This window comes from Methanoregula sp. PtaB.Bin085 (genome assembly GCF_002067035.1).
Classification (GTDB): domain Archaea; phylum Halobacteriota; class Methanomicrobia; order Methanomicrobiales; family Methanospirillaceae; genus Methanoregula.
Window position 1 is genome coordinate 47,586 of sequence record NZ_MVQB01000043.1, and the last position, 19,398, is coordinate 66,983.

The window sequence follows — 19,398 nt, forward strand, 5'->3', positions numbered from 1 at the left end:
GATCGATCGGACCCTGAATGAAATCCCATAACAAATCCTATCGGTACTTCGGATTATGATCATCCGGGCCGTGCTCCTGCATCCCCTGTGGCATTATATCGTACGGGATGAGGAAACGATGATGACCGGCCTGTGCCGGGATGAATACGGGAATACCAGAAGAGGACGGGACGGTTTTTGCCAAGGCTCACCGGGCGTTGAGCTGTCCTGATCCGTTCAGGCCAGCGCCGCGAGCGCCGATGCCGCCATCACGGTATTCACGCCGTTGATGGCCATGATGCCGCGGGACTGCGTGTGGTACCCCCATGCGACGAGCAGGAGGCCTCCGATGACCCAGATGGTAAAGCCGATCTGCTGGGCCGTGATGCTCCCGATCTGGCGGACACCGAACCAGCCGATGATGCCGAGGCCGGCGCCGGCATACTCAAGAAAAGTATTGAGGGTTACCGGGATCATGGAGCACGCTCCCGGCTATTGAAGGGACGGGGCTGCCGGCAGTGTGCGGCTCCGGCATGACAAAAGGACCTGTGGGAGTTCAATGTACTGCCCCGTTTGTGCTCTCACTCATGTGGGGAACTTTTGTTTATGAATTCCTACGATAGCTGCGGTTCAATGGGATGATAAGGAAAATACCTAAGGATTACCCATCCCGGCATCCCGCCGGAAAAAAGAGGGGGCAGACAGTCCTCAGTTCTCAATCCTCTCGATCCGGAAGATCACCGGCCGGACACCGTCCGTGCAGCAGCCGATCATCGTCCGGTCGTCCTTCATCCATCCTTCGAACATTCCGCGGGAGAAGTTCCCGCCGGTGAGCAGGACGGCGACCATCGGGTGAATGTCCCGCCATGCCCAGTCGCAGAATTTTTCGGGTTTCGAAAGGCCGCAGACAAACTCCTGCCCTTCACTGAAACAGGGGCACGGGGATATCTCATTCTGACAGTATTCCTTCGCCAGTTCCGGGTAAAGGGTCTTTTTGATTACCGTGATTTTACACCTTGTCATACCTTGTTCACTTCCCGTTTTTCATTTCTGTCCGATACGCACCAGACCCGCCAGGAGGTTTCCCTCCGTCACTTCCTCGACCTGAGCTCTTTCTCCATCGCGGCAAGGCTTGCCTGTACCTGCTCTTCGGTTATTCCCGGGGTATCCCGGATCCGGTTGTACCGGTCGCACATCAGGTCCGGGCATTTGCCGCAGTGCGGCAACTTCCGGTCATTCGTGCAGCAGTCGTAGATAGCGCACCGGTCAATGCCGACGAACGCGGTCCAGAACGGCTTGCCCTTCGTCTTTATGCAGCCGGGACATTCCTTTGTGTGGTGCATGCAGTCGCTGCAGGAGTACCCGCAGACGGTCTGGATCTTCTTTGGTGCCATACTCTAGTGATATTTTTCTCGATGGATAAAGAGGCGGAATACGCGATGCGAAAGTGTCCGGGCATGGCAGGTCCGCCGTGTCCGGGCCCGTGCATTGCCCTGCGGTATTGCCGGTATCTCGGGAGAACGACCGGCGGGAATCCCGCCGGAGATTCATTTCACAATTTTAATAAACCATTCCGTTTAAAGACGGGATCACAGGATTTCCCATGCTCCCTGCTACCCCTCCTTTTCCTCAATGCAGCAGCAGAACGCTTTTTTGTATCACGATCATGCTCCTGATAGCGTGCTGCTGTCCTGCTCATGCTGCCATTACCGGCCTCCAGCCGAAAGTAACGATCAACCCGGGCGTTGTAACACCTGCAACGACAACCGCGACTCCCACCGTCACCTGCCAGGCGCCATGCGAGTGCATGGCCGAGCGGGATGCTGCCCTGCGCTGGAGGGCGGAAGGGTTCACAAAATGTTCGCCAACGCCATGCGCATATACGTACGGGGCAGCAGATGTTCCCCCGAATTACTGTTTCAAATCCGCAGGGACGACCACGGTCCTCCAGCCGCAGGCCTCTGTGTCCATCCAGAAGATCACCACCAGACAGACCGGAACCGCCCTTGCCAGGCCAACCCTCTCCCTCCAGCAGGTGACAACCTCTGCCGGGAGCATCGCGTTCAGGCCAACGCTGAATCCCGCATACTCCTGCGGTCTCAACACCACCGATTCGGATCTCGGTGTCTCGACCTGCCACCAGGATACAAACAGCCTGAACGGCCAGATCTGCACATCGCAGGGTGATGGTATTCCCGATGCCTGCGACAACTGCCCTTCCGTATATAACCCGGACCAGATTGACTCGGACGGCGACGGGCTCGGGAACGCGTGCGATAACTGCGGCTTTGTTATCAATCCCGGGCAGGCAGATGCGGATGGCGACGGTGCCGGCGACCCCTGCGACAACTGCCCTGCAACAGCAAATCCTCCGCAGACCGATTCGGATCACGATGGTCTCGGCGATGCATGCGATCTCTGCCCGCACCACAAATGCGAAGCCCATGACTGCCTGACGGAAAATGCAGAATCGCCCCGGCACGGGACTGACGCTGATAATGACGGGGTAATCACCTTGTGCGATAACTGCCCGTTCCTTTCCAACCCGAACCAGACCGACACCGACGGCGATGGCGTCGGGGACCCCTGCGATCCCGACACCGGCTGCGGCACAGGATCGTTCTCCCTGACCGCGGTCAAGGCAGTCCAGGCATTTTATGATTCGGATCTCGTGTACGGGAAAGGAACCGCATTCCGGACCCTGGTCAGCTCGACCTATGGCTGCAACAGGTCGGTGAAATTCAAATTGACCCTGCCGGCGGACCAGTGGGGCGTCACCGGCAGCCCGGTGTCCAATTATAATACCGGGCAGGCAATCCAGCAGGTCTATGGCCCGATCTCTATTCCGGCCCATGCGAATAATGTCGAAGTTATCCTGCCGTATGTTCCTCCCGGCCAGGAGAATACGATCGGTACCCTGATGGGACAGATCGCCCCGGGCTGCGAACAGAGCATGTACTGCCCGCAGGTCAGGATCATGCCCATGCCAATTACGAAGGGGGATGTCAGTTTCCAGATCGAAGCGGATCCTGAAAATGAGTTTGCAGGATCCCATGCATCCGGGTATGCGGTAAAATCCGGGACAGCCCGTGTCGTCAGGACAAAACCCTGGAAGTTTCTCCTGATCCCGCTCAAGTCGCAGGGCCTGGTGCAGCCGTACTCCTGTTCCCGGGACGGGATACGCATCTCCATGGAACACCTGCTCGGCGCTTTCCCGGTTGCCGACGACCAGCTGGACTGGGACGTGATGGACGGCTATTATTCCGCCCCCTGTGGTCAGGGCGCCTGTCCGGTCTCCTGCCCGCCGCCCCACCAGGACCAGACCTGTTACCAGCCCTGTCCCACGCAGGGATGGGACCAGTGCCCGTACGTCCGGGACATGGATGCCGATACTTCGGAGTACAGGGTGGATACCTACCAGTACCTTGGCACAACGGCGAAAGAATGGGGATATGATCTCGGTGTCGGCCTTGCCATCGGGGAGGGACAGAACATTGGCGGGGCGATCCTGCTCGACCCCTGCGTGAGTCTCCCGCCGGGTCACCCGGAAAATGCCCCGGGAGGATTCGGGAACAGGCCCTGGGTTCTGGCCCATGAATTCAACCATATCGTCGTCCCGATGGACGACGGGGCGCTGCACCAGTACTGGTATTACTGCAACAAGGCTTCGGGTGCATCGCTCTGGGTGAACCGGTACAGAAATGTCTCCGGTCTCCCCTACTTCATGGACGGCCCGAGCTCGCCCGACTGCTGGAATATTTTCAGCAACCTCGATTCAATGAACATCAATAACGTGGCCTGCCAGAATGAATATCCGCCGGGGAACGACGGGTATTATTCCCTGCTGCACAACCAGTTCAAAGACCCGGTGGATCCGGCGGCGCTGCTGGTGAGCGGGATTGTCCGGAAGAACGGGACGGCGACCCTTGGTACGGTCTCGTACCTCCCGGAGGCGAACCTTGACCTGCTGCCCGACTCAGCCGGAGATTATACTATCGCCCTTGTTGATGCACAGGGCAGTGTTCTGGGCAAGAGCGGTTTCACGCCGCAGTTCTATATCTCGGAACCGGCACTGAACAGCTCATCCTACAAGGGAGGCCCGACACAGAGTACTCCCTTTGCCTACCGGGTTGCATGGAAGCAGGGCGTTAAACGCGTCGAGCTCCGGGACAGCCGGGGTACGGTGCTCGCATCCCGTGCCGTCTCCGCGAACGCCCCGTCTGTCCGGATCATATCGCCGAACGGAGGAGAGACCTGGACCGCAGGATCGCCGGTCACGCTCCGCTGGGAAGGGACCGATGCCGATGGCGATACCCTCACCTATTCTCTGGGTCTCAGCAGCGACGGCGGAAAGACCTGGGTGCCTCTTGCCACGGAACTGACCGGCAACCAGACCACCATCGTTACCGGCAGGCTGGAGAGCGGGGACAATTACCGGGTGAAGATCATTGCAAACGACGGGGCGAATACGGGTGAGGCGGTATCGGCAGCAGCGTTCCGTGTCGGCCCGAAGGGATCCTCGGACGGAGGGATCCCGGTTACCGGTATCGCAGCAGGAGTGCTCGTCATCGGTGCGGCGGGTGCCGGCTGGTTCTTCCTGAGAAAGAAGAACGGCGGGAACGGGCAGTAACGCGGTCCCCCGCCCAAAAAAGTTATTTACTTCCTTTTTACCGTCTTCCGCCGGGCCGGCTTCTTCTTTCCCGCCGCATTCCCTGCCTGCCTGACCCCTTTTGTCTCGCAGGGGATGCACTTCTCGAGTTTCTCGTCCACGATGCGGTAGGCGTTTGCCAGAACCGACGAGTTCGAGATCATGCCCGAGAGCAGGATCACCTCGAGGATCTCCTCGCGGGTGGCCCCCATCTTCAGCGCGGCCTGCATGTGGTAGCCGGTGCAGTGCGGGCACTTGAGGGCCGCCCCCACCGCCATGCTGATCAGCTCCACGTACTTGGGGTCGAGCGGGCTCGTCTCGGCCACCGTACCCTTGTACAGCAGGTGGGAGATAAGCACCTCAGGACGCTCGCTCATCCGCCGGAAGATGAGCGGGACCTTCCCGTACTCCACCTCGATGGCTTTCATCCACTCTTCCGCGGTAACGTCGGCGCCCTGCCGGACAATGTGCGCAAGCTTCTCCTCAAAATGCATTTTCGATGCTTTTCCCATTCATACCACCATGTTCGTCTCGGAGAACGGCAGGATCTTCACCAGGATGTAGTCCCGCATCCGTGAGGGAAGAACCTCTGCCACATCGCCAAGGTGTATCCCGTCCTCGATTGCGATCTTCTTCAGCGGCTCCGCAAACGTATCGTACGGCAGCTTGACCCGGAGGCCCTGCATCTGCACGGTCAGGGGCGTCGGTGAGGTGACGTCGAGGATCGCCGGCACCTTCTCCCGGATCAGGTCCATGAGCCGGGCGGGGGAGACCGAGAGCGGATCCTTTGCGATCTCCTCGCGCTTCTTCTCGACAACCCGGGTGATCACGTCTACGATCTCGTCAAGCTTCTCCAGCTGTTCGGCCTCCTTGGTCCGGCGCATGAACCGCCCGACGTTCCCCACGTACCCGTCGAACGGCGGGTCCGTGATGCGCCGGAGGGCAGCCTCGTCCGGGCCGCCGCAGAGGATGATCGGGACATCGATCCCCCGCCGGAGTTTCGGCATCTTCTCCCCGATGCAGTGCTCGAAGTTCCCCATCAGGTAGACCGCAAGATCGTGCTCGTTGATCACGTCCCGCTCCTCGTCGTTCAGGCCCGAGATCCGTTTCCCGGGCCCGCGGGCAAGGCTGACCATGTTGCTCTTGGCCCCGATCCGTCGCACGTACTCCGCGATGTCGCACGACGGGTGGGGCAGGTGGTGGATCTCGAGGCTCATCGACACGATGGCAATCTCGGTACCCACGAGCGGCGAATCCGTTACCTCGCCAAAGAGCGGCTTGCCGAGCCGGCGGATCAACTCGATGTCCTCTTTCGGGACAAAACACTGGAGCACCACTTCCGATGCAATAACGTGCTTCTGGACGATGTAGCCGCCGAGGTCCTCGATGAGGTCGGTGATGATGTCGTGCTGGTAGATCCCACCCTTGTACGTGACCGGCACGAGCGTCATGGCTTCTCACCAATAAGGGCGAACTTCTGCGCCACGAGTGCATCGATATCCTCGGCAAGGGTGTTCTCGCTTGCGACAAACGAGAACTTCGTCTTGTCGAACTTTTCCTTCCGCAGCCGGAACCCCTCGGGCGCAATGCACCGCAGCGCATAGATGAGGTCGCGGAAGAGGGACTCGCTCGGATCGGCAACGACAATGTCCTCGACCTCCTTTGCGGACATCTTCACGTCATACAGCATGACCGTGAACCGGTCCGGCTGCTCCACGTGCTCCTTCCCGAATGTCTCCCAGAAGATCTTCAGCATCGGGGCAAGGTAGGTCTCGTCTGAGATGACGAGCGTCATCTTGCCCTCGAGCGGGTTCACGTTGACGAAATCGCGGACCCGGACGATCGTGGTGATCCGGCGCAGAGTCCCGACCGCAACAAAGACCGGCACCTTCGGATCGATATAAATGTGGAGTTTCTCCACGACTTTCAGGAGGTTGTGATCGAGCAGGACGTCGTTTGCGATCTGCCGGTAGTACTCCGCCCCCAGCGGCTCGGGGCATTCCACTTCAAAGTACTCGAGGGCTGCCATCTCATCGTTCCTGTATGAATCCCGACGCAAGGAGCGCCGACCCGACCGCACCGATGTACTGCGAGTGGGGCGGGACAACAACGTTCACGTGGAGGAGCTGGCCCATGGCGTAGACAAGTCCTTCGATCAGGGACGTCCCGCCGACCATGATCACCGGCTCCTTGATGTCCACTTCCTGCAGCTGCTGCTCGAAGACCTGCTCGGCAACGGAGTGGCAGGCTGCTGCGGCAACATCCTCGGGCCTGCTGCCGGCGGCAAGGGCATTCACGAGGCTCTGGGTACCGAACACGATACAGTAGCTGTTCATCGGCACGTTTGCGCCCATCCCTTTCATGGCAAGCGGTCCGAGTTCGGTGATGTCGACGCCCAGCCGTTTTGAGGTCATGTCGAGGAACCGCCCGCTGGCGCCGGCGCAGATGCCGCCCATGGTGAAGGTCCCGGGGATCCCGTCCATCACCGAGATGGCCTTGTTGTCCATGCCGCCGATATCGATCACGGTCGCCGGCCCGTGCTGGCGGTCAGCGAGATACACGGCACCCTTCGAGTTGACCGTCAGCTCCTCCTGGATGAGGTCGGCCCTGATCTCCTTCCCGACAAGGAACCGCCCGTATCCCGTGGTCCCGACCGCCTGGATGTCGTCCCGGGTGAGACCCGCTTCGGCAAGGGCGCGGGCGATCACCTCGTTTGCGCTCTTCAGCACCTCGGTCGTGGGCTGCCAGCCGGTACCGATGATTTTGTTGTCCTTCATCACGATAGCTTTCGTTGTGGCAGAACCCGAATCGACGCCGAGGGTAATGCCCTGCTGCACCTCGCGGGCGAGGAGGGCACGCCTGCGGGCGATCGTGGTGAGGGCTTCCATGCGCGTGAGCAGGGTCCCCGCGGTGGTACGCTCGGTGAACGAGTAGCTGACCACCGGGAGGCGCGAGTTCTCGGTGATGTACCGCCGGAGCTCGTTTCTCACGATAGCCGCCTCGGCGCACCGGAAGCAGGTGGCGATGAAGACCGCATCCGCCTCCACCCGCCCTTCCACGAGCGCTTTTGCCCGGGCGATGTTCAGTTTCAGGTCGGGGCTGCGGACGTCGAGGCCGAAGAGGTCGAAGTCCCGGCGGATATCCTTGAGCGCAATGTCCGGGAAGAAGATCTCCCCGCCGACCTCGGCTGCCGCCGTGTCGATCTCGTGCTGGATGCCCGAGTATTCCGCCCCGCAGGAGAGCTGGGCGATCCGGACCGGCTGGGTCATTGCTTCCCTCCCAGCCCGTCAAGGAACCGCTTGATCGCCGCCACGAACCGCACGCCCTCCTCCTCGCTCTTCGGGTAGTACAGGTCGAGCTTCGGGATGTCCTTCTGCCGCAGGAGGTACTTTACCAGCTCGTTCGTGCGGGCGCACCCCATGCAGCCGAACGAGAGGTCCGCGTCGTTAATGATGATCGCTGCTTCTGCGGCTTCGATCTGCGGCCCGTAGAGCGCCATCCGTCCCCGGACTCCCGCCGGGACCTCGACTGCCGCCCACCGGAGGCCTTTCTTGGGCTCCTCGGGGGTGATCTGGAGCGGAGGGGACTCGAGTCCTGCGGTCTGGATACGTTCGCGCACGGCAACAGCCGATGAGAGCGGTGTGTGACCGTAACGGGAGACGAGGTCGGAGAGGATCAGGCTCGTTGCGGGGTAAATGAATACTTTTGCCATTTCAGGACTCCTGTGCTTCAATCAGTTTTTTCAGGCGGGCGATCCCGAGCTCGCGGTGGTCGAGGGGATTCTCCGGCGGCGGGACGGATGCAATGTCGCGGGTCTTCAGCGCTTCAAGGCCGTGCGAGACGTACGGGATGACCGTCATCTCGTTCTCCATGCCATGGTATCCCGGGCGTGCGCCGCCGATGTTGGCCCGGCAGCGACGGGGATCGCCCGGCGGGAACCCCCGGTCCTTGACGAAGATGTGATCGGGATCGATCTTCCGCAGTTCCGCGACAACCCGGTTCACCTCTTCCTCCTTCCCGTTGATCACGAGGCCGAAACAGGTTTCCTTGACCATCGTGTCCTTCGAGATCTCGTAGGCACGGATCCCGAGGTCCGCCGGCGTGATGTCGAACGACTCCACGACAACGTATTTTGTCACGGTCCCGGCATGGACCGGCGTATAGTCCGTCACTTCCGCACCTCCCTGATATACACTTTCTCCCGCTCCTTCACTTTTTTGATCTTATCCGTATCTACGACCCTTCCTATGATATTGGTCCCGTCGAACGGCTCGGACGTAGGCCCGAACTCCCGGTGGGCCGAGAGGCGGACGCCCACGAGGCCTGCGTTCTTGCAGGAATCGTTGGTGATGGCAAGAGCTGCCGCAGGGGCCTCGTTGTCCGGAGTATTCTCCGGGATGAGCTTGATGCCGGGAGGGATCGTTGGCCGGAAGAGCACCACGTCGTCGAACTTCATGAAGACCGGCAGGACGCCGGCATCGTGCTCGGCAAGGCCGGTGATTCGCCGGAACACCGCAACGCTCGCCGGTGCACGTGCTTCATCGAGCTCGATATCGATCACCTTGTCGATGGGTGCGGTGGTCACGGCGACTTTCCCGGTTGCCAGGATCTCCAGCGTGGTTTCGGGTTCCTGAGCGACAACAATCCGCTCCCCCGCGTCCCTGTCAATGGAAAGCGCGATCCCCCGTGCGGCTGCAATGCCCTTTGCCTGCGGGAGCGGAATGCCGAGCAGGTTGATCCGTTCCGGCCGTACGGCTACCGCGAGCACGTCGTGTTCCTGCGCGAGCCGGACCAGTTCGATCCCCTGGACTACCTGGCCGACGACCGTGTGCGCCATGCTCCCCGGCACATCGGTCCGGTACAGGAATACTCCCCCGGCCGCTTTTCCTGCCGTGCGGACTGTTACGGCGCCCTCCCGCCGCGGGTGATGATACTCCCGGGGAACCTCCGTCCCGGCGCGCCGCAGGTCGCCGATATGGGTGCTCGTTGAGCGGTCGGCCACGAACCTTCCGCTCTGCAGGGAGAGGAGCATATGTTCGACGCTCGCGGCCGCTTCGTCCGAGATCTTCTCTGGAGCAAACCCCTGTGCGACGATGGCAACCCGGGTCACGACCCGCATCCCGTCCTCGAGCGGGAGAGAGAGGTCGGTTGTGGTGAACGAACGGCTGGTGTCCGCCCAGCTGATGACCGGTTCCGTCTTCGTTACCCTGTCACCGGTCGACCAGCGGTCGATGACACCGAGGCCGCTGACAACCCTGCCGACGATCCCCCCGTCTTCACCCGCACCATGGTCCGCCGCGTGCCTGCTCCGGGAAAATATCAGGTACGACCGCGCCGGATCGTACCCGCCGCAGCCAAGGATAACGTCCCCCCGCTCGTACAGGTGCGGCTTCCTTGCCGGGCGCGTATCCGCGGGGAACGGCCCGAATGCGGCCGCGTACCGGTCCTGCCAGTGGAGCGTAAGGGACGGGACACGATCCGGGGATTCGAGAAATGCTGCCTGGTCCCCGGCAAGCTCGACCACTACCTGGCCGGCGGTCGTGCTGATCGCAAGGCTGCCGGTCTTAGCCTGCTCCTGCGTGGATGGGCGGATAATCGCAACCGCACAGTCCGGGGGATGGTCCTTCAGGATACTGGTTAATGTGCTTCCGTCGGCAGCCACCAGCCGCTCCCCATCGAGGTGGATGGTGACCATGGCCGCCTCATGGGGCCGGCTGGCTCATGACCTTGCGTTCTTCCGCCGTGAGATGCGCAAGCACGTCGCTGGTCTTGCCGATCTCCACGATCTTGCCGCCCCGCATCAGGGCCAGGCGGTCACAGATGTCCCGCACGAAATCCATGTCGTGCGAGACAACGATGAAGGTCTCGTCCATCTCCTCGCGGGCGTGCATGATGGAGTGCTTGACATCGACCTTGGTGATGGGATCCATGGTGCCGGTTGGCTCGTCGAGGATGACGAGCCGGGGCTCACGGATGAGCACCTGGGCAAGGGCAACACGGTGCCGCTCGCCGTCAGAGAGCTGCCCGGGCATCCGCTCGAGGATCTCCGCGCTCTTCTCCTCGGAAAACCCTGCCATCCTGAGCGTGACGAGCGCTTTTCTCATGGCGAGTTCCTTGGGAAACTCGAGGCCGATGGCATCGGTCAGGTTGTCGAGCACCGTGCGGTGCGGGAAGAGGTCATACTCCTGGTGGAGGAGCCCGATATACGGGGTCGCCCGGCCGCGCTGATCCACGCCGGGCTTGGTCATGTCCACCCATTCCTCTCCGATCCGGATATTCATTTCGCCACTCGTGGGCTCGACAAGACCGGCGATAATGCCGGAGAGGGTGGTCTTGCCCGCCCCGGACTTGCCGATGATGCCGAAGATCTCCCGGGTCTGGACCTCAAAGCTGACGCCGTTGACCGCTTTCACGACGCCCCGGTCGACCGAGATGTAGCGCTTGATAAGGTCGCGGGCAACGACCATCTTCTCGCCAAGCTCGGCCTCTTCGAACTTTTCGGAGTCGTCATACCCCTTCATGAACTGGGCGATGACCTCCTTTGGCGACCCGGCCTTCGCGATACTGCCATCGATGAGCAGGAAAGCCCGGTCAACAACATCCTCGATTGTCTGCGAGAAGTGGGACGTGACCACCATCCCCATGTTGTTTGTCTTTGCCGCCTCGGCAAGCATCTCGTGCACGATCTTCGCGGTGCCGGGATCGAGTGTGCCGGTGGGTTCGTCGGCAAAGAGCATGAAGGGCTCCTTTGCGAGCTGGCGGGCGAGGACCACCCGCTGCTTCTCGCCGCCCGAGAGGTCGCGGGCGATGTGCATCATCCGGTGGGAGAGCCGGACCTGGTCGATGAGGTCGGCCGCCCGGTTGATGGCCTGCTCGGCAGGGTAATCGATATCGTCGAGGGCGTGGAGGACGTTCTCGATGACCCGGTCGTCGCCGTACAGGGCAAAGGTCCGCTGGAACATGATGGCCGTCCGCCGCATCAGCCGGCGACGGAGCGTCTCGTCCTTCTCGTTCCAGAGATCGATATCCTGTGCTGCCATGGAACCGCCGCAGTGCGGGCAGGGCTTCCCGGCGGCGCTCCCCACGTCAAGGAATGCACACCCGCTGCAGACTGCCACATGGTAGACGATCCTGCCGCTCGTCGGGGGCTGTTCCACGCCCCGCATGAGATGCATCAGGACCGTCTTACCGGCACCGCTCCTGCCGATGATCCCCAGGACCTCGCCTTCCGCGATCTCAAAAGAGATGTTTTTGAGAACGCTTTTCCCGTCAAAATTCATGGAAAGGTTCTCGACTGTGATCAATGGAGCCTTCATAATACCCTTGTATCTAATGTGGCACAGGTGGCATATTACCTTTTATGTGTAGTATCACAGCCGTCACGATCGCAACTTTTCTTTGCCCGGAGGAGGTCCTCCACGATGGTCACGACCTCCCCCACGCTGCTGACCACATGGTCCGCTTCCTTGTACAGGTCTTCCGGCCGGTCGCCCGGCTGCTGGACGGTCAGGATGGCGATGTCGGCGTTCCGCATGGCGCACAGGTCGTTGATGCCGTCCCCCACCATCAGCACCTTGTCGTATTCCTGCCGGAGGTCGCTGACGATCTGGGCCTTGACCGTCGGTGTTGCCACGCCATAGACCCGGTCGCGGGGGATCCCGAGATGGTCCGCCATCTTTTCGAGCTTGGTGACCCGGTCGCCGGATGCGATGAAGGTCGGCACGCCCATGCGGTGGAGAGCCGTGATCGCGTCCTTTGCGCCATCGAACGGCCAGCCGCCGGCAGTGATGGCGAACTCGATGCCCCGCTGCGCCATGTTGATGATGGCGCCGCTGTTCAGCGTCACGACCGATTCCTCCTTGCAGACCGTCCAGACGTTCCGGATGCACTCCTGCAGGTCGCCCACCCGGGCGCGGTCATCGGCATACAGAACCTCCCCGATCTCGTCGGCTGTGGTGATTTTCCGCGTGCAGCTGATGCCAAACCCGATATCATGCCGGACCAGGTATTCCGACAGGACGGTGCCGGCCGGCGCTGCCATGAGATCCTTTGACCGGACCGGGAGCACAATCAGGACGCGGTCGGGCGAGCTGAACGTGAGCGTCGTGGTCTCGATGCCGGGCAGCAGGGTGTTGTTGCAGATGTCCTTTGCAACCCGGTAGGTATTCAGGAGCGTTCCTGCACTGTCGAAAACAACGGCCACTGACATGATCCACCCGGCAATACCTTATTGTCCTTTTCACTCCATTGTTCAATGAAGCTGATGACCGTACCTGAAACCGCAGAGAAGATAAAGAGCATGGAGATCCGGGGGGCCGGCCGGATCGCCCGTGCAGCCGCTGAGGCGCTCCGGGATCATGCACAGACCCTGAAAGCAAAGGACCTGCAGGCGTTTAAAAAAGAGATGGAACGGTCCGCACGGGTTCTGATCGCAACACGGCCGACCGCAGTGTCGCTCCCGAATGCCGTCCATATTGTCATGAGAGGCCTTGGCGACGAACGTACCGTGGAGGAGGCCCGCGCCGCCCTGGTCCGGAGGGCAGACGGGTTCATCGATTCTTCCCGGCACGCGGTGGAGAAGATCGCGCAGTTCGGCGCCCGCCACATCCGCGATGGCGACACGATCCTGACGCACTGCAACTCCGAGGTTGCGCTGGGTTGCATCATCGAGGCGCACCGGCAGGGGAGGGATATCGAGGTCTTTGCGACCGAGGTCCGGCCGAGGAACCAGGGGCATATCACGATCCGGACCCTGAACGATGCCGGGATCAGGACGAACTTCATCGTGGACTCGGCCGTCCGATCGTTTATCAACGACGTGGATCTCGTCATCGTGGGCGCCGATGCCGTGACGGTCAATGGTGCAGTGGTGAACAAGATCGGCACCTCGCAGGTGGCCCACACGGCAAAGGAAGCACGGGTGAACATGATCGTTGCCACCGAGACCTACAAGTTCGCCCCGCGGACGGTCATGGGCGAGTTCATTGATATCGAGGAGCGGGGACCGGACGAGGTGTTACCGGAAGCTGTCCGGAAGACGCTGCCGAATGTGACGGTCCGCAACCCGGCGTTCGACGTCACTCCTCCGGAATTTATCGACCTGATCGTGACCGAGGCCGGGGCGATCCCGCCGCAGATGGCCTACGTCATCATCCGGGAATTCCTCGGATGGGACATCGGGGAGTTCGGGGCGGAGACCGGCCCCTCCGGGATCAACGGGGAATGAGGCGTCCGCAACCGGTCAGGGATTCTGATGCCGGCTGCAGGATAGTCATCTTAAAAAGCGGATCTGTTGAAACGGGCATGAAGGGTTTCACATCAGGATGATGAAAAGAACATGAAATCCGGATATGTATGAGGGCTCCCTGCCTCATGGCCTCTCCGGGGCACGGCGGGGCCAGAGCAGGTTTTGGGAACCGGTAATCGAAGGCCGCCGCGGGAGCGCCCCCGCGGGGGCGGCGGCATCTATCCTGAAGGGGGTATGGGGGCATCAGCCCCCATCGTTTATCCTGAAGCGTAATTTTCATGGGAGATCCATTCCTGATGAAAAATTATCACATGGATTTCGATCCAAAATCGTGCTCCACGGGGCGAGCCCCGACAGACCCCGAGCGCCCGTGGCTCCTTCCCAATCCAGAGCTTTGCCTTGAAAGGCTTTCCAAGAATCCAAAAAGACTCAACGGAACACAATTCCGTACCTGTTCCATTCTCCCCGCACCCTCAAAACAATAAATTCCCCGCACAACCCATCTGTACCCATGCAGGGAGCGAAACCAATCACAAAGACCGTCCCCTTTACCAAAGCCCGGATCGAGGAACTTGAGAAAAGGTATCCGACACCGTTCCATATCTACGATGAGGAGGCGATCCGCGCAGGAGCACGGCGGCTGTACAAAGCATTCTCGTGGGTAACGGATACTGAAGGTAAAAAGGGCGGCTTTACAAATTTCTTCGCGGTCAAGGCGCTCCCGAACCCCTCCATCCTCCGGATCCTGCACGAGGAGGGGATGGGAGCTGACTGCAGCTCACTTCCCGAGCTCCTGCTGGCAGACGCCGCCGGAATCAAAGGGGAGGAGATCATGTTCACCTCCAACGATACACCGGCCGATGAGTTCGCCCTTGCAAGGAAAATGGGAGCAGTCATCAACCTGGACGATATCACCCATATCGGTTTCCTTGAGAAGGCCGCAGGAATCCCCCGGCTCATCTGCTTCCGGTACAACCCCGGCGAGGAATACAGTCACGGGAACGCGATCATCGGGAACCCGGCCGAAGCGAAATACGGGCTCACGCACGACCAGATCCTCAAAGCCTACACGATCGCACGGAAGAAAGGCGCACAGCGGTTCGGCCTGCATGCCATGATCGTGTCCAACCAGCGCGACGAGGATATCCTCGTTGAAGCGGCCCGGCTGCTGTTCAATCTGGCTGTCGAGATCAAGGAAAAGACCGGCATCCGGGTCGAGTTCATCAATCTCGGCGGTGGTATCGGGATTCCCTACTCACCGGTCGATCACCAGGTTGACCTTGAGCGATATGCACGGGGAGTTCACAAGGCCTATAAGGAGATTATCGCAAAGAACGGGCTTGCACCGATGCGCATCGTCATGGAGAGCGGCAGGGCTGTCACCGGGCCGTACGGGTACCTGGTGTCACGCGTACGGCACGTTGCACGGAAGCACCGCGATTATGTCGGGCTTGATGCCTGCATGGCAAACCTTATGCGCCCCGCCCTCTACGGCGCGTATCATCACATCACGGTGCTTGGAAAGGAGAAGAAGCCCCTTGATCATGTGTATGACGTGACCGGCAGCCTGTGCGAGAACAACGACAAGTTCGCTGTCCAGAGGTTCCTTCCCGCGATGAGCCCCGGGGATCTCGTCGTGATCCATGACACGGGAGCGCACGGCCACGCAATGGGCTTCAACTACAACGGCAAGCTCCGCTCGGCCGAGTTCCTGATGCAGAAAGGCGGGACATTCAGGCTCATCCGGAGGGCGGAGACCGCGAACGATTATTTCGCCACCCTGGACTTCGAAGGATCGGACTTCTCCGGGCTTGCACGAAAGTAATACCCGGAACGGCAAAGGCAGGGTGCAGGAAACGGTAAATCCCGACCCGGGGAATACCGGTATCGCCTTTTCTTTTTTCGCCAGCAACCCGTGATTTCAGAACGTCACCGGCCTCATCCTCAAAAACCGGTCCGGGCTGCGAATTCTGCACCCGGCAGCACCGGTTCAGAACGAATCACGTCGTGACCGGACCCGGCCGGGAGATTCACCGGAACCGATGCTTTTATCGGAGATCAGGGCCCTCAACAGTAGTACAGGCAAGAACCGGCGGGAACCCGCGAGACGGCAGGGCACGGGGGATTTTCCATGGAGATTCATTTCAGCAAACTTCACGAAAATGGCGTTGACTTCATCGTGATCGACGAGTACCACACACTTGTCATTCCCGACGACATGAAAGGGCAGTTCGCTTCCTGTTACTGCGATCGCCGGGTTGGCATTGGTGCCGACGGCGTGCTGTTCCTCATGAAGTCGGCAAAGGACAGTCTCCGGATGCGCCTCTTTCTGCCGGACGGGAGCGAGGCGGAGATGTGCGGGAACGGGATCCGCTGCCTTGCCAAAGCTGCAGCAGATGCCGGGTACGTGAAAGGATCCTTCACGGTGGAGACTGCCGCTGGATCGCTCTCGGTCGTGACAGAGAATTCCGACGACGGATTTCTGGCAACGGTCATCATGTCCCCCCCGCAGTTCGACCGCAGCGATATCCCGGCAACCGGCAGCGGCGAATACAGGGAACATATCGGGGACTACGATGTCTATGCCGCGAACACGGGCGTCCCGAACGCCGTGATCATCGTGAAGGATGTTGACGCAGTCGATGTCGCAGACGTTGCCCCGGCAATCAGCCGGCACGCCACCTTCCCCAAGGGGGCGGACGTGAACTTCGTGGAGAAGACCGGGCAGAACAACATCCAAATCCGCACGTTCGGGCGCGGGACCGGGGACGAGACGCTCTCCTGCAGTACCGGTGCAACCGCATCGGCGGCAGTCATGCACCGGCTCGGCCAGGCCGGCGACACCGTCGAAGTCGAGACCCGGGGCGGCTCCGTCACCGTCTCCCTGAAGGGAACGACAAAAGTGCAGGGGCCGGCCGTAACCGTTTTTTCCGGCGTAATACCCTTTTGATTTTTCCGGGGATTGCCCTGGCCGGCGTTCAGTCCCCGCCGCCTTCCTGTCCTGCAGGTTTCCGGGCCGTTATGTCACGGGAGATGCTCAGGTACTCGCGGACCCGGCCCGACTTCTCGTCGCGGATGACCCGGATCGTGGACTCGAACGGGAGATACCGGCCATCCTGGCGACGGAGCCGGGTCGTGATGGTGAGCTGCTGCAATCCCTGCCGGACGCTGGTATCGAGGAGGTCCCAGCAGGGGGTAATGTCATCGGGATGAACGAACGAGATGAGGTTCTTGCCCAGGATCTCCATCTCGCTATAGCCGAGGAGCCGGGTGACGGCGGGCGAGACATAGAGACAGATAAAATCGTTCGAGAGGCGCGTAATGACATCCAGCGAGTTGTCCGCAATGAAACGGTACTGCTGCTCGCGCTGCCGGAGCTGCTCCTCGATCAGTTTCCGGTCGGTGATATCGGTGACCGATACAATGGACCGGGTTGTCCCCGGAACCGGGCCGACCGTGATGAGGGCCCGCCGGATCTCCCCATCCTTCCTCACGAGGCCGGCCTCGTACTGGCTGGGAGTATCGCTTCCCTCGCGACGCTGGTAATGCCACGCCAGCATGCGTTCCCGGTCCTCCTTTGTCACGAACTCCGTCCAGCTCCTCTTCTTCTCGAGCTCCTGCCGGGAATACCCGGAGATGCGCTCGAATTCGCTGTTCACCAGGCTCACGATCGTATTCTCTTCGATGATGATCGTGGCAGCACCGGTATTCTCGAATACCGCACGGTACCGCGCTTCGCTCTCCCTGATGGCAAGCTCCGCACGGTACCGTTCCGTGATATCGTTGACCGCCACAAGCACGGCTGGCATTCCTTCGATGGATGTGGCCACTCCCCGCCCTTCCACAACAACCGGTGTCCCGTCGAGCCGGAGCATCTGCAGTTCCATGGGAGGCGTTGTCCCGCCACTGAGATCGTCTTCAATGTTTCTTTGGACAGCCCCGCGGAAGGAGGGATCAACAAAATCGAGGATGTTCTTCCCGAGCACCTCCCGGGAATCTCCGGCCCCGACCAGCCTGACAGCCGCCGGGTTCACGTAGATGATCTTCCCGTCGCGGTGCAGGATGACTGCATCGGGCGAGATCTCGATGAGCTTCCGGTACCGCTCCTCGCTCTCCTGCAGCGCCTGCTCGGCCTGCTTTCGTGCGGTGATGTCACGTGAAACGCCGAGAACGGAGGTGACCTCACCCCGGGCATCCATAATCGGCGTCAGGTAGTGGTCGAACCAGTGAACTGTCCCGTTTATCTTCATCTCCCCTTCAGAATGAGCGGGCTTTCCCGTCATGAATATCCGCTGCAGCTGCTGAGCCTGGCGTTCCCCGAGTTCGCCAGGGAAGAACAAGGACCGTTTTTTCCCGATCACCCGATCAGCCGGAAGTCCAAGGACTTCCGCGGCATAGCTGTTGACATAGTCCACGCGATCGTCCTTCCCGATAACAAAGATCAGATCGTGCGAGGCTTCCGTAAGGTTGCGGTACCGGGCCTCGCTCTCCCGCAGTGCCTGTTCGGCAAGCGTGCGACCGGTGATGTCCAGCGCCGTGAAGGTGATCCCGCCGGAGATATTGGCCGGGTCCAGGGGGGTCAGGTTCAGGATGATATTGATACCCGCACCATCCTTTGTCACCCACCGGGTCTCGATCGATGCCGTCCCGTTCTGCTGTATCTGGTTGTATTTCAGTGTCCCGACACGCTCGAACTCTTCTTCAGAGGGGTACAGCATGCGTGCGGATTTTCCTACCAGCTCTGAGGCAGTGTATCCTGTCATCCTGCAGAGCCGTTCATTGACCTCAAGAAAGGTTCGGTTCCTCTCAACGCCGATACCGACGGGGGATACCCTGAAGATGCCGCGCAGGCGGGCTTCGCTCCTGCGGATCCGTTCCTCGTCCCGTTTCTGGTCGGTGATGTTCTCGAGCAGGACCGAAACGCCTTTGGTGCCCTCGTTGAACACTGTCGGTGCCACGCGGCAGAAGAAGTAGGATCCGCGGACGGGGGCGGACAACTCCCCCCGCCACTCCTCGCCCCGGAGTCCCTTCCGGAACCTCTCAAGGAGCTCGGGAAACACATCTTCAAACACAAGGGAGAACGCGGTGAACGAGATGTTCTTGCCGGACATGTCCTTTGCCTGGACGCCAAGGAACGCGAGCAGCGGATCGTTGGCATAGATCACCCGCTCTGAGAGATCAAGCTGCATGACCAGCTCGGACGAGATGGAGAGGACTGAGGAGACCGGCAGCCTCCGTGCCAGCGTGTACAGCTTTGCCATCCCGAACCGCCGCATCTCGACCTGTCCCGAGAGGAGGAGGTTCTCGAGATACCTTCCCGCCGTGTTCCGGTTGATATCCACGGATTTGACCAGGTCCGTGATACTGAGCCCTTCCGGGTGCTTCTCCAGCACCTCCCGGATCCGTGCGGTGATCTCCCTGCTGAGCACCATGAACAACAACCATTCCGCCCGATGGGATATAATGCTTACAATTTTTATAAGGGGCGGTCTGTTACTCCGGACTCCGTACGGACAGGAGATTT

17 protein-coding genes are annotated in these 19,398 nt (G+C 60.7%); 4 read left to right on the plus strand and 13 right to left on the minus strand.

Features of this window, described 5'->3' with window-relative positions; genetic code table 11:
* Positions 1-216: 216 nt before the first annotated feature.
* The 3 genes from A4E33_RS09125 to A4E33_RS09135 all read right to left on the minus strand — a co-directional run bounded on the left by A4E33_RS09125 (position 217) and on the right by A4E33_RS09135 (position 1,373).
* A complete protein-coding gene (locus tag A4E33_RS09125) occupies positions 217-456 on the minus strand; it encodes a hypothetical protein (protein ID WP_292347443.1) in 240 nt (79 codons plus the stop codon).
* Positions 457-687: 231 nt separating this feature from the next.
* On the minus strand, positions 688-1,002 hold the full coding sequence (locus A4E33_RS09130; protein WP_292347445.1) for a TIGR04076 family protein: 315 nt from the start codon (positions 1,000-1,002) through the stop codon (positions 688-690).
* Positions 1,003-1,070: 68 nt separating this feature from the next.
* A complete protein-coding gene (locus A4E33_RS09135) occupies positions 1,071-1,373 on the minus strand; it encodes a DUF3795 domain-containing protein (RefSeq protein ID WP_292347446.1) in 303 nt (100 codons plus the stop codon).
* A gap of 272 nt (positions 1,374-1,645) precedes the next feature.
* Between A4E33_RS09135 and A4E33_RS09145 the strand changes: the two genes are divergently transcribed.
* Positions 1,646-4,609, plus strand: coding sequence for a thrombospondin type 3 repeat-containing protein (locus tag A4E33_RS09145; protein ID WP_363054133.1), 2,964 nt, complete (start codon positions 1,646-1,648; stop codon positions 4,607-4,609).
* Positions 4,610-4,635: 26 nt separating this feature from the next.
* On the opposite strand, the gene A4E33_RS09150 is transcribed toward A4E33_RS09145, so the two are convergent.
* From A4E33_RS09150 to A4E33_RS09190, 9 genes are read right to left on the minus strand one after another with little or no spacing between them, the layout of a single operon-like run.
* A complete protein-coding gene (locus tag A4E33_RS09150; RefSeq protein ID WP_292347447.1) occupies positions 4,636-5,139 on the minus strand; it encodes a carboxymuconolactone decarboxylase family protein in 504 nt (167 codons plus the stop codon).
* Positions 5,140-6,078 (minus strand): methanogenesis marker 7 protein, encoded by a 939-nt coding sequence (locus tag A4E33_RS09155; RefSeq protein WP_292347449.1) that lies wholly within the window; start codon positions 6,076-6,078, stop codon positions 5,140-5,142.
* Positions 6,075-6,656, minus strand: coding sequence for a methanogenesis marker 17 protein (locus A4E33_RS09160; RefSeq protein ID WP_292347451.1), 582 nt, complete (start codon positions 6,654-6,656; stop codon positions 6,075-6,077). Before A4E33_RS09160 ends, A4E33_RS09155 begins: the two co-directional genes overlap by 4 nt.
* 1 nt (position 6,657) lies before the next feature.
* On the minus strand, positions 6,658-7,896 hold the full coding sequence (locus A4E33_RS09165) for a methanogenesis marker 15 protein (protein WP_292347453.1): 1,239 nt from the start codon (positions 7,894-7,896) through the stop codon (positions 6,658-6,660).
* Positions 7,893-8,339, minus strand: coding sequence for a methanogenesis marker 5 protein (locus tag A4E33_RS09170; RefSeq protein ID WP_292347455.1), 447 nt, complete (start codon positions 8,337-8,339; stop codon positions 7,893-7,895). The genes A4E33_RS09165 and A4E33_RS09170 overlap by 4 nt, the downstream gene beginning before the upstream one ends.
* Before the next feature lies 1 nt (position 8,340).
* Positions 8,341-8,799, minus strand: coding sequence for a methanogenesis marker 6 protein (locus tag A4E33_RS09175; RefSeq protein ID WP_292347457.1), 459 nt, complete (start codon positions 8,797-8,799; stop codon positions 8,341-8,343).
* Positions 8,796-10,322 (minus strand): methanogenesis marker 3 protein, encoded by a 1,527-nt coding sequence (locus tag A4E33_RS09180; RefSeq protein WP_292347459.1) that lies wholly within the window; start codon positions 10,320-10,322, stop codon positions 8,796-8,798. Before A4E33_RS09180 ends, A4E33_RS09175 begins: the two co-directional genes overlap by 4 nt.
* 7 nt (positions 10,323-10,329) lie before the next feature.
* Complete coding sequence (gene atwA / locus A4E33_RS09185) at positions 10,330-11,943, minus strand: methyl coenzyme M reductase system, component A2 (RefSeq protein WP_292347461.1); 1,614 nt, start codon at positions 11,941-11,943, stop codon at positions 10,330-10,332.
* 35 nt (positions 11,944-11,978) lie between these two features.
* Complete coding sequence (locus A4E33_RS09190) at positions 11,979-12,836, minus strand: HAD family hydrolase (protein WP_292347463.1); 858 nt, start codon at positions 12,834-12,836, stop codon at positions 11,979-11,981.
* Between the two features lie 54 nt (positions 12,837-12,890).
* On the opposite strand from A4E33_RS09190, the gene A4E33_RS09195 reads away from it, so the two are divergent.
* From A4E33_RS09195 to dapF, 3 genes are all read left to right on the plus strand, one after another.
* Positions 12,891-13,853, plus strand: a complete 963-nt coding sequence (locus A4E33_RS09195) for a ribose 1,5-bisphosphate isomerase (RefSeq protein ID WP_292347465.1) — start codon at positions 12,891-12,893, stop codon at positions 13,851-13,853.
* A 532-nt stretch (positions 13,854-14,385) separates the two neighbouring features.
* On the plus strand, positions 14,386-15,699 hold the full coding sequence (gene lysA, locus A4E33_RS09200) for a diaminopimelate decarboxylase (protein ID WP_292347467.1): 1,314 nt from the start codon (positions 14,386-14,388) through the stop codon (positions 15,697-15,699).
* Between the two features lie 306 nt (positions 15,700-16,005).
* Positions 16,006-16,824: a diaminopimelate epimerase gene (gene dapF, locus A4E33_RS09205; RefSeq protein ID WP_292347469.1), complete on the plus strand. Its 819-nt coding sequence runs from the start codon at positions 16,006-16,008 to the stop codon at positions 16,822-16,824.
* Between the two features lie 28 nt (positions 16,825-16,852).
* Here dapF and A4E33_RS09210 read toward each other — a convergent pair whose 3' ends face one another.
* A complete protein-coding gene (locus A4E33_RS09210) occupies positions 16,853-19,306 on the minus strand; it encodes a PAS domain-containing protein (RefSeq protein WP_292347471.1) in 2,454 nt (817 codons plus the stop codon).
* Positions 19,307-19,398 lie beyond the last annotated feature (92 nt).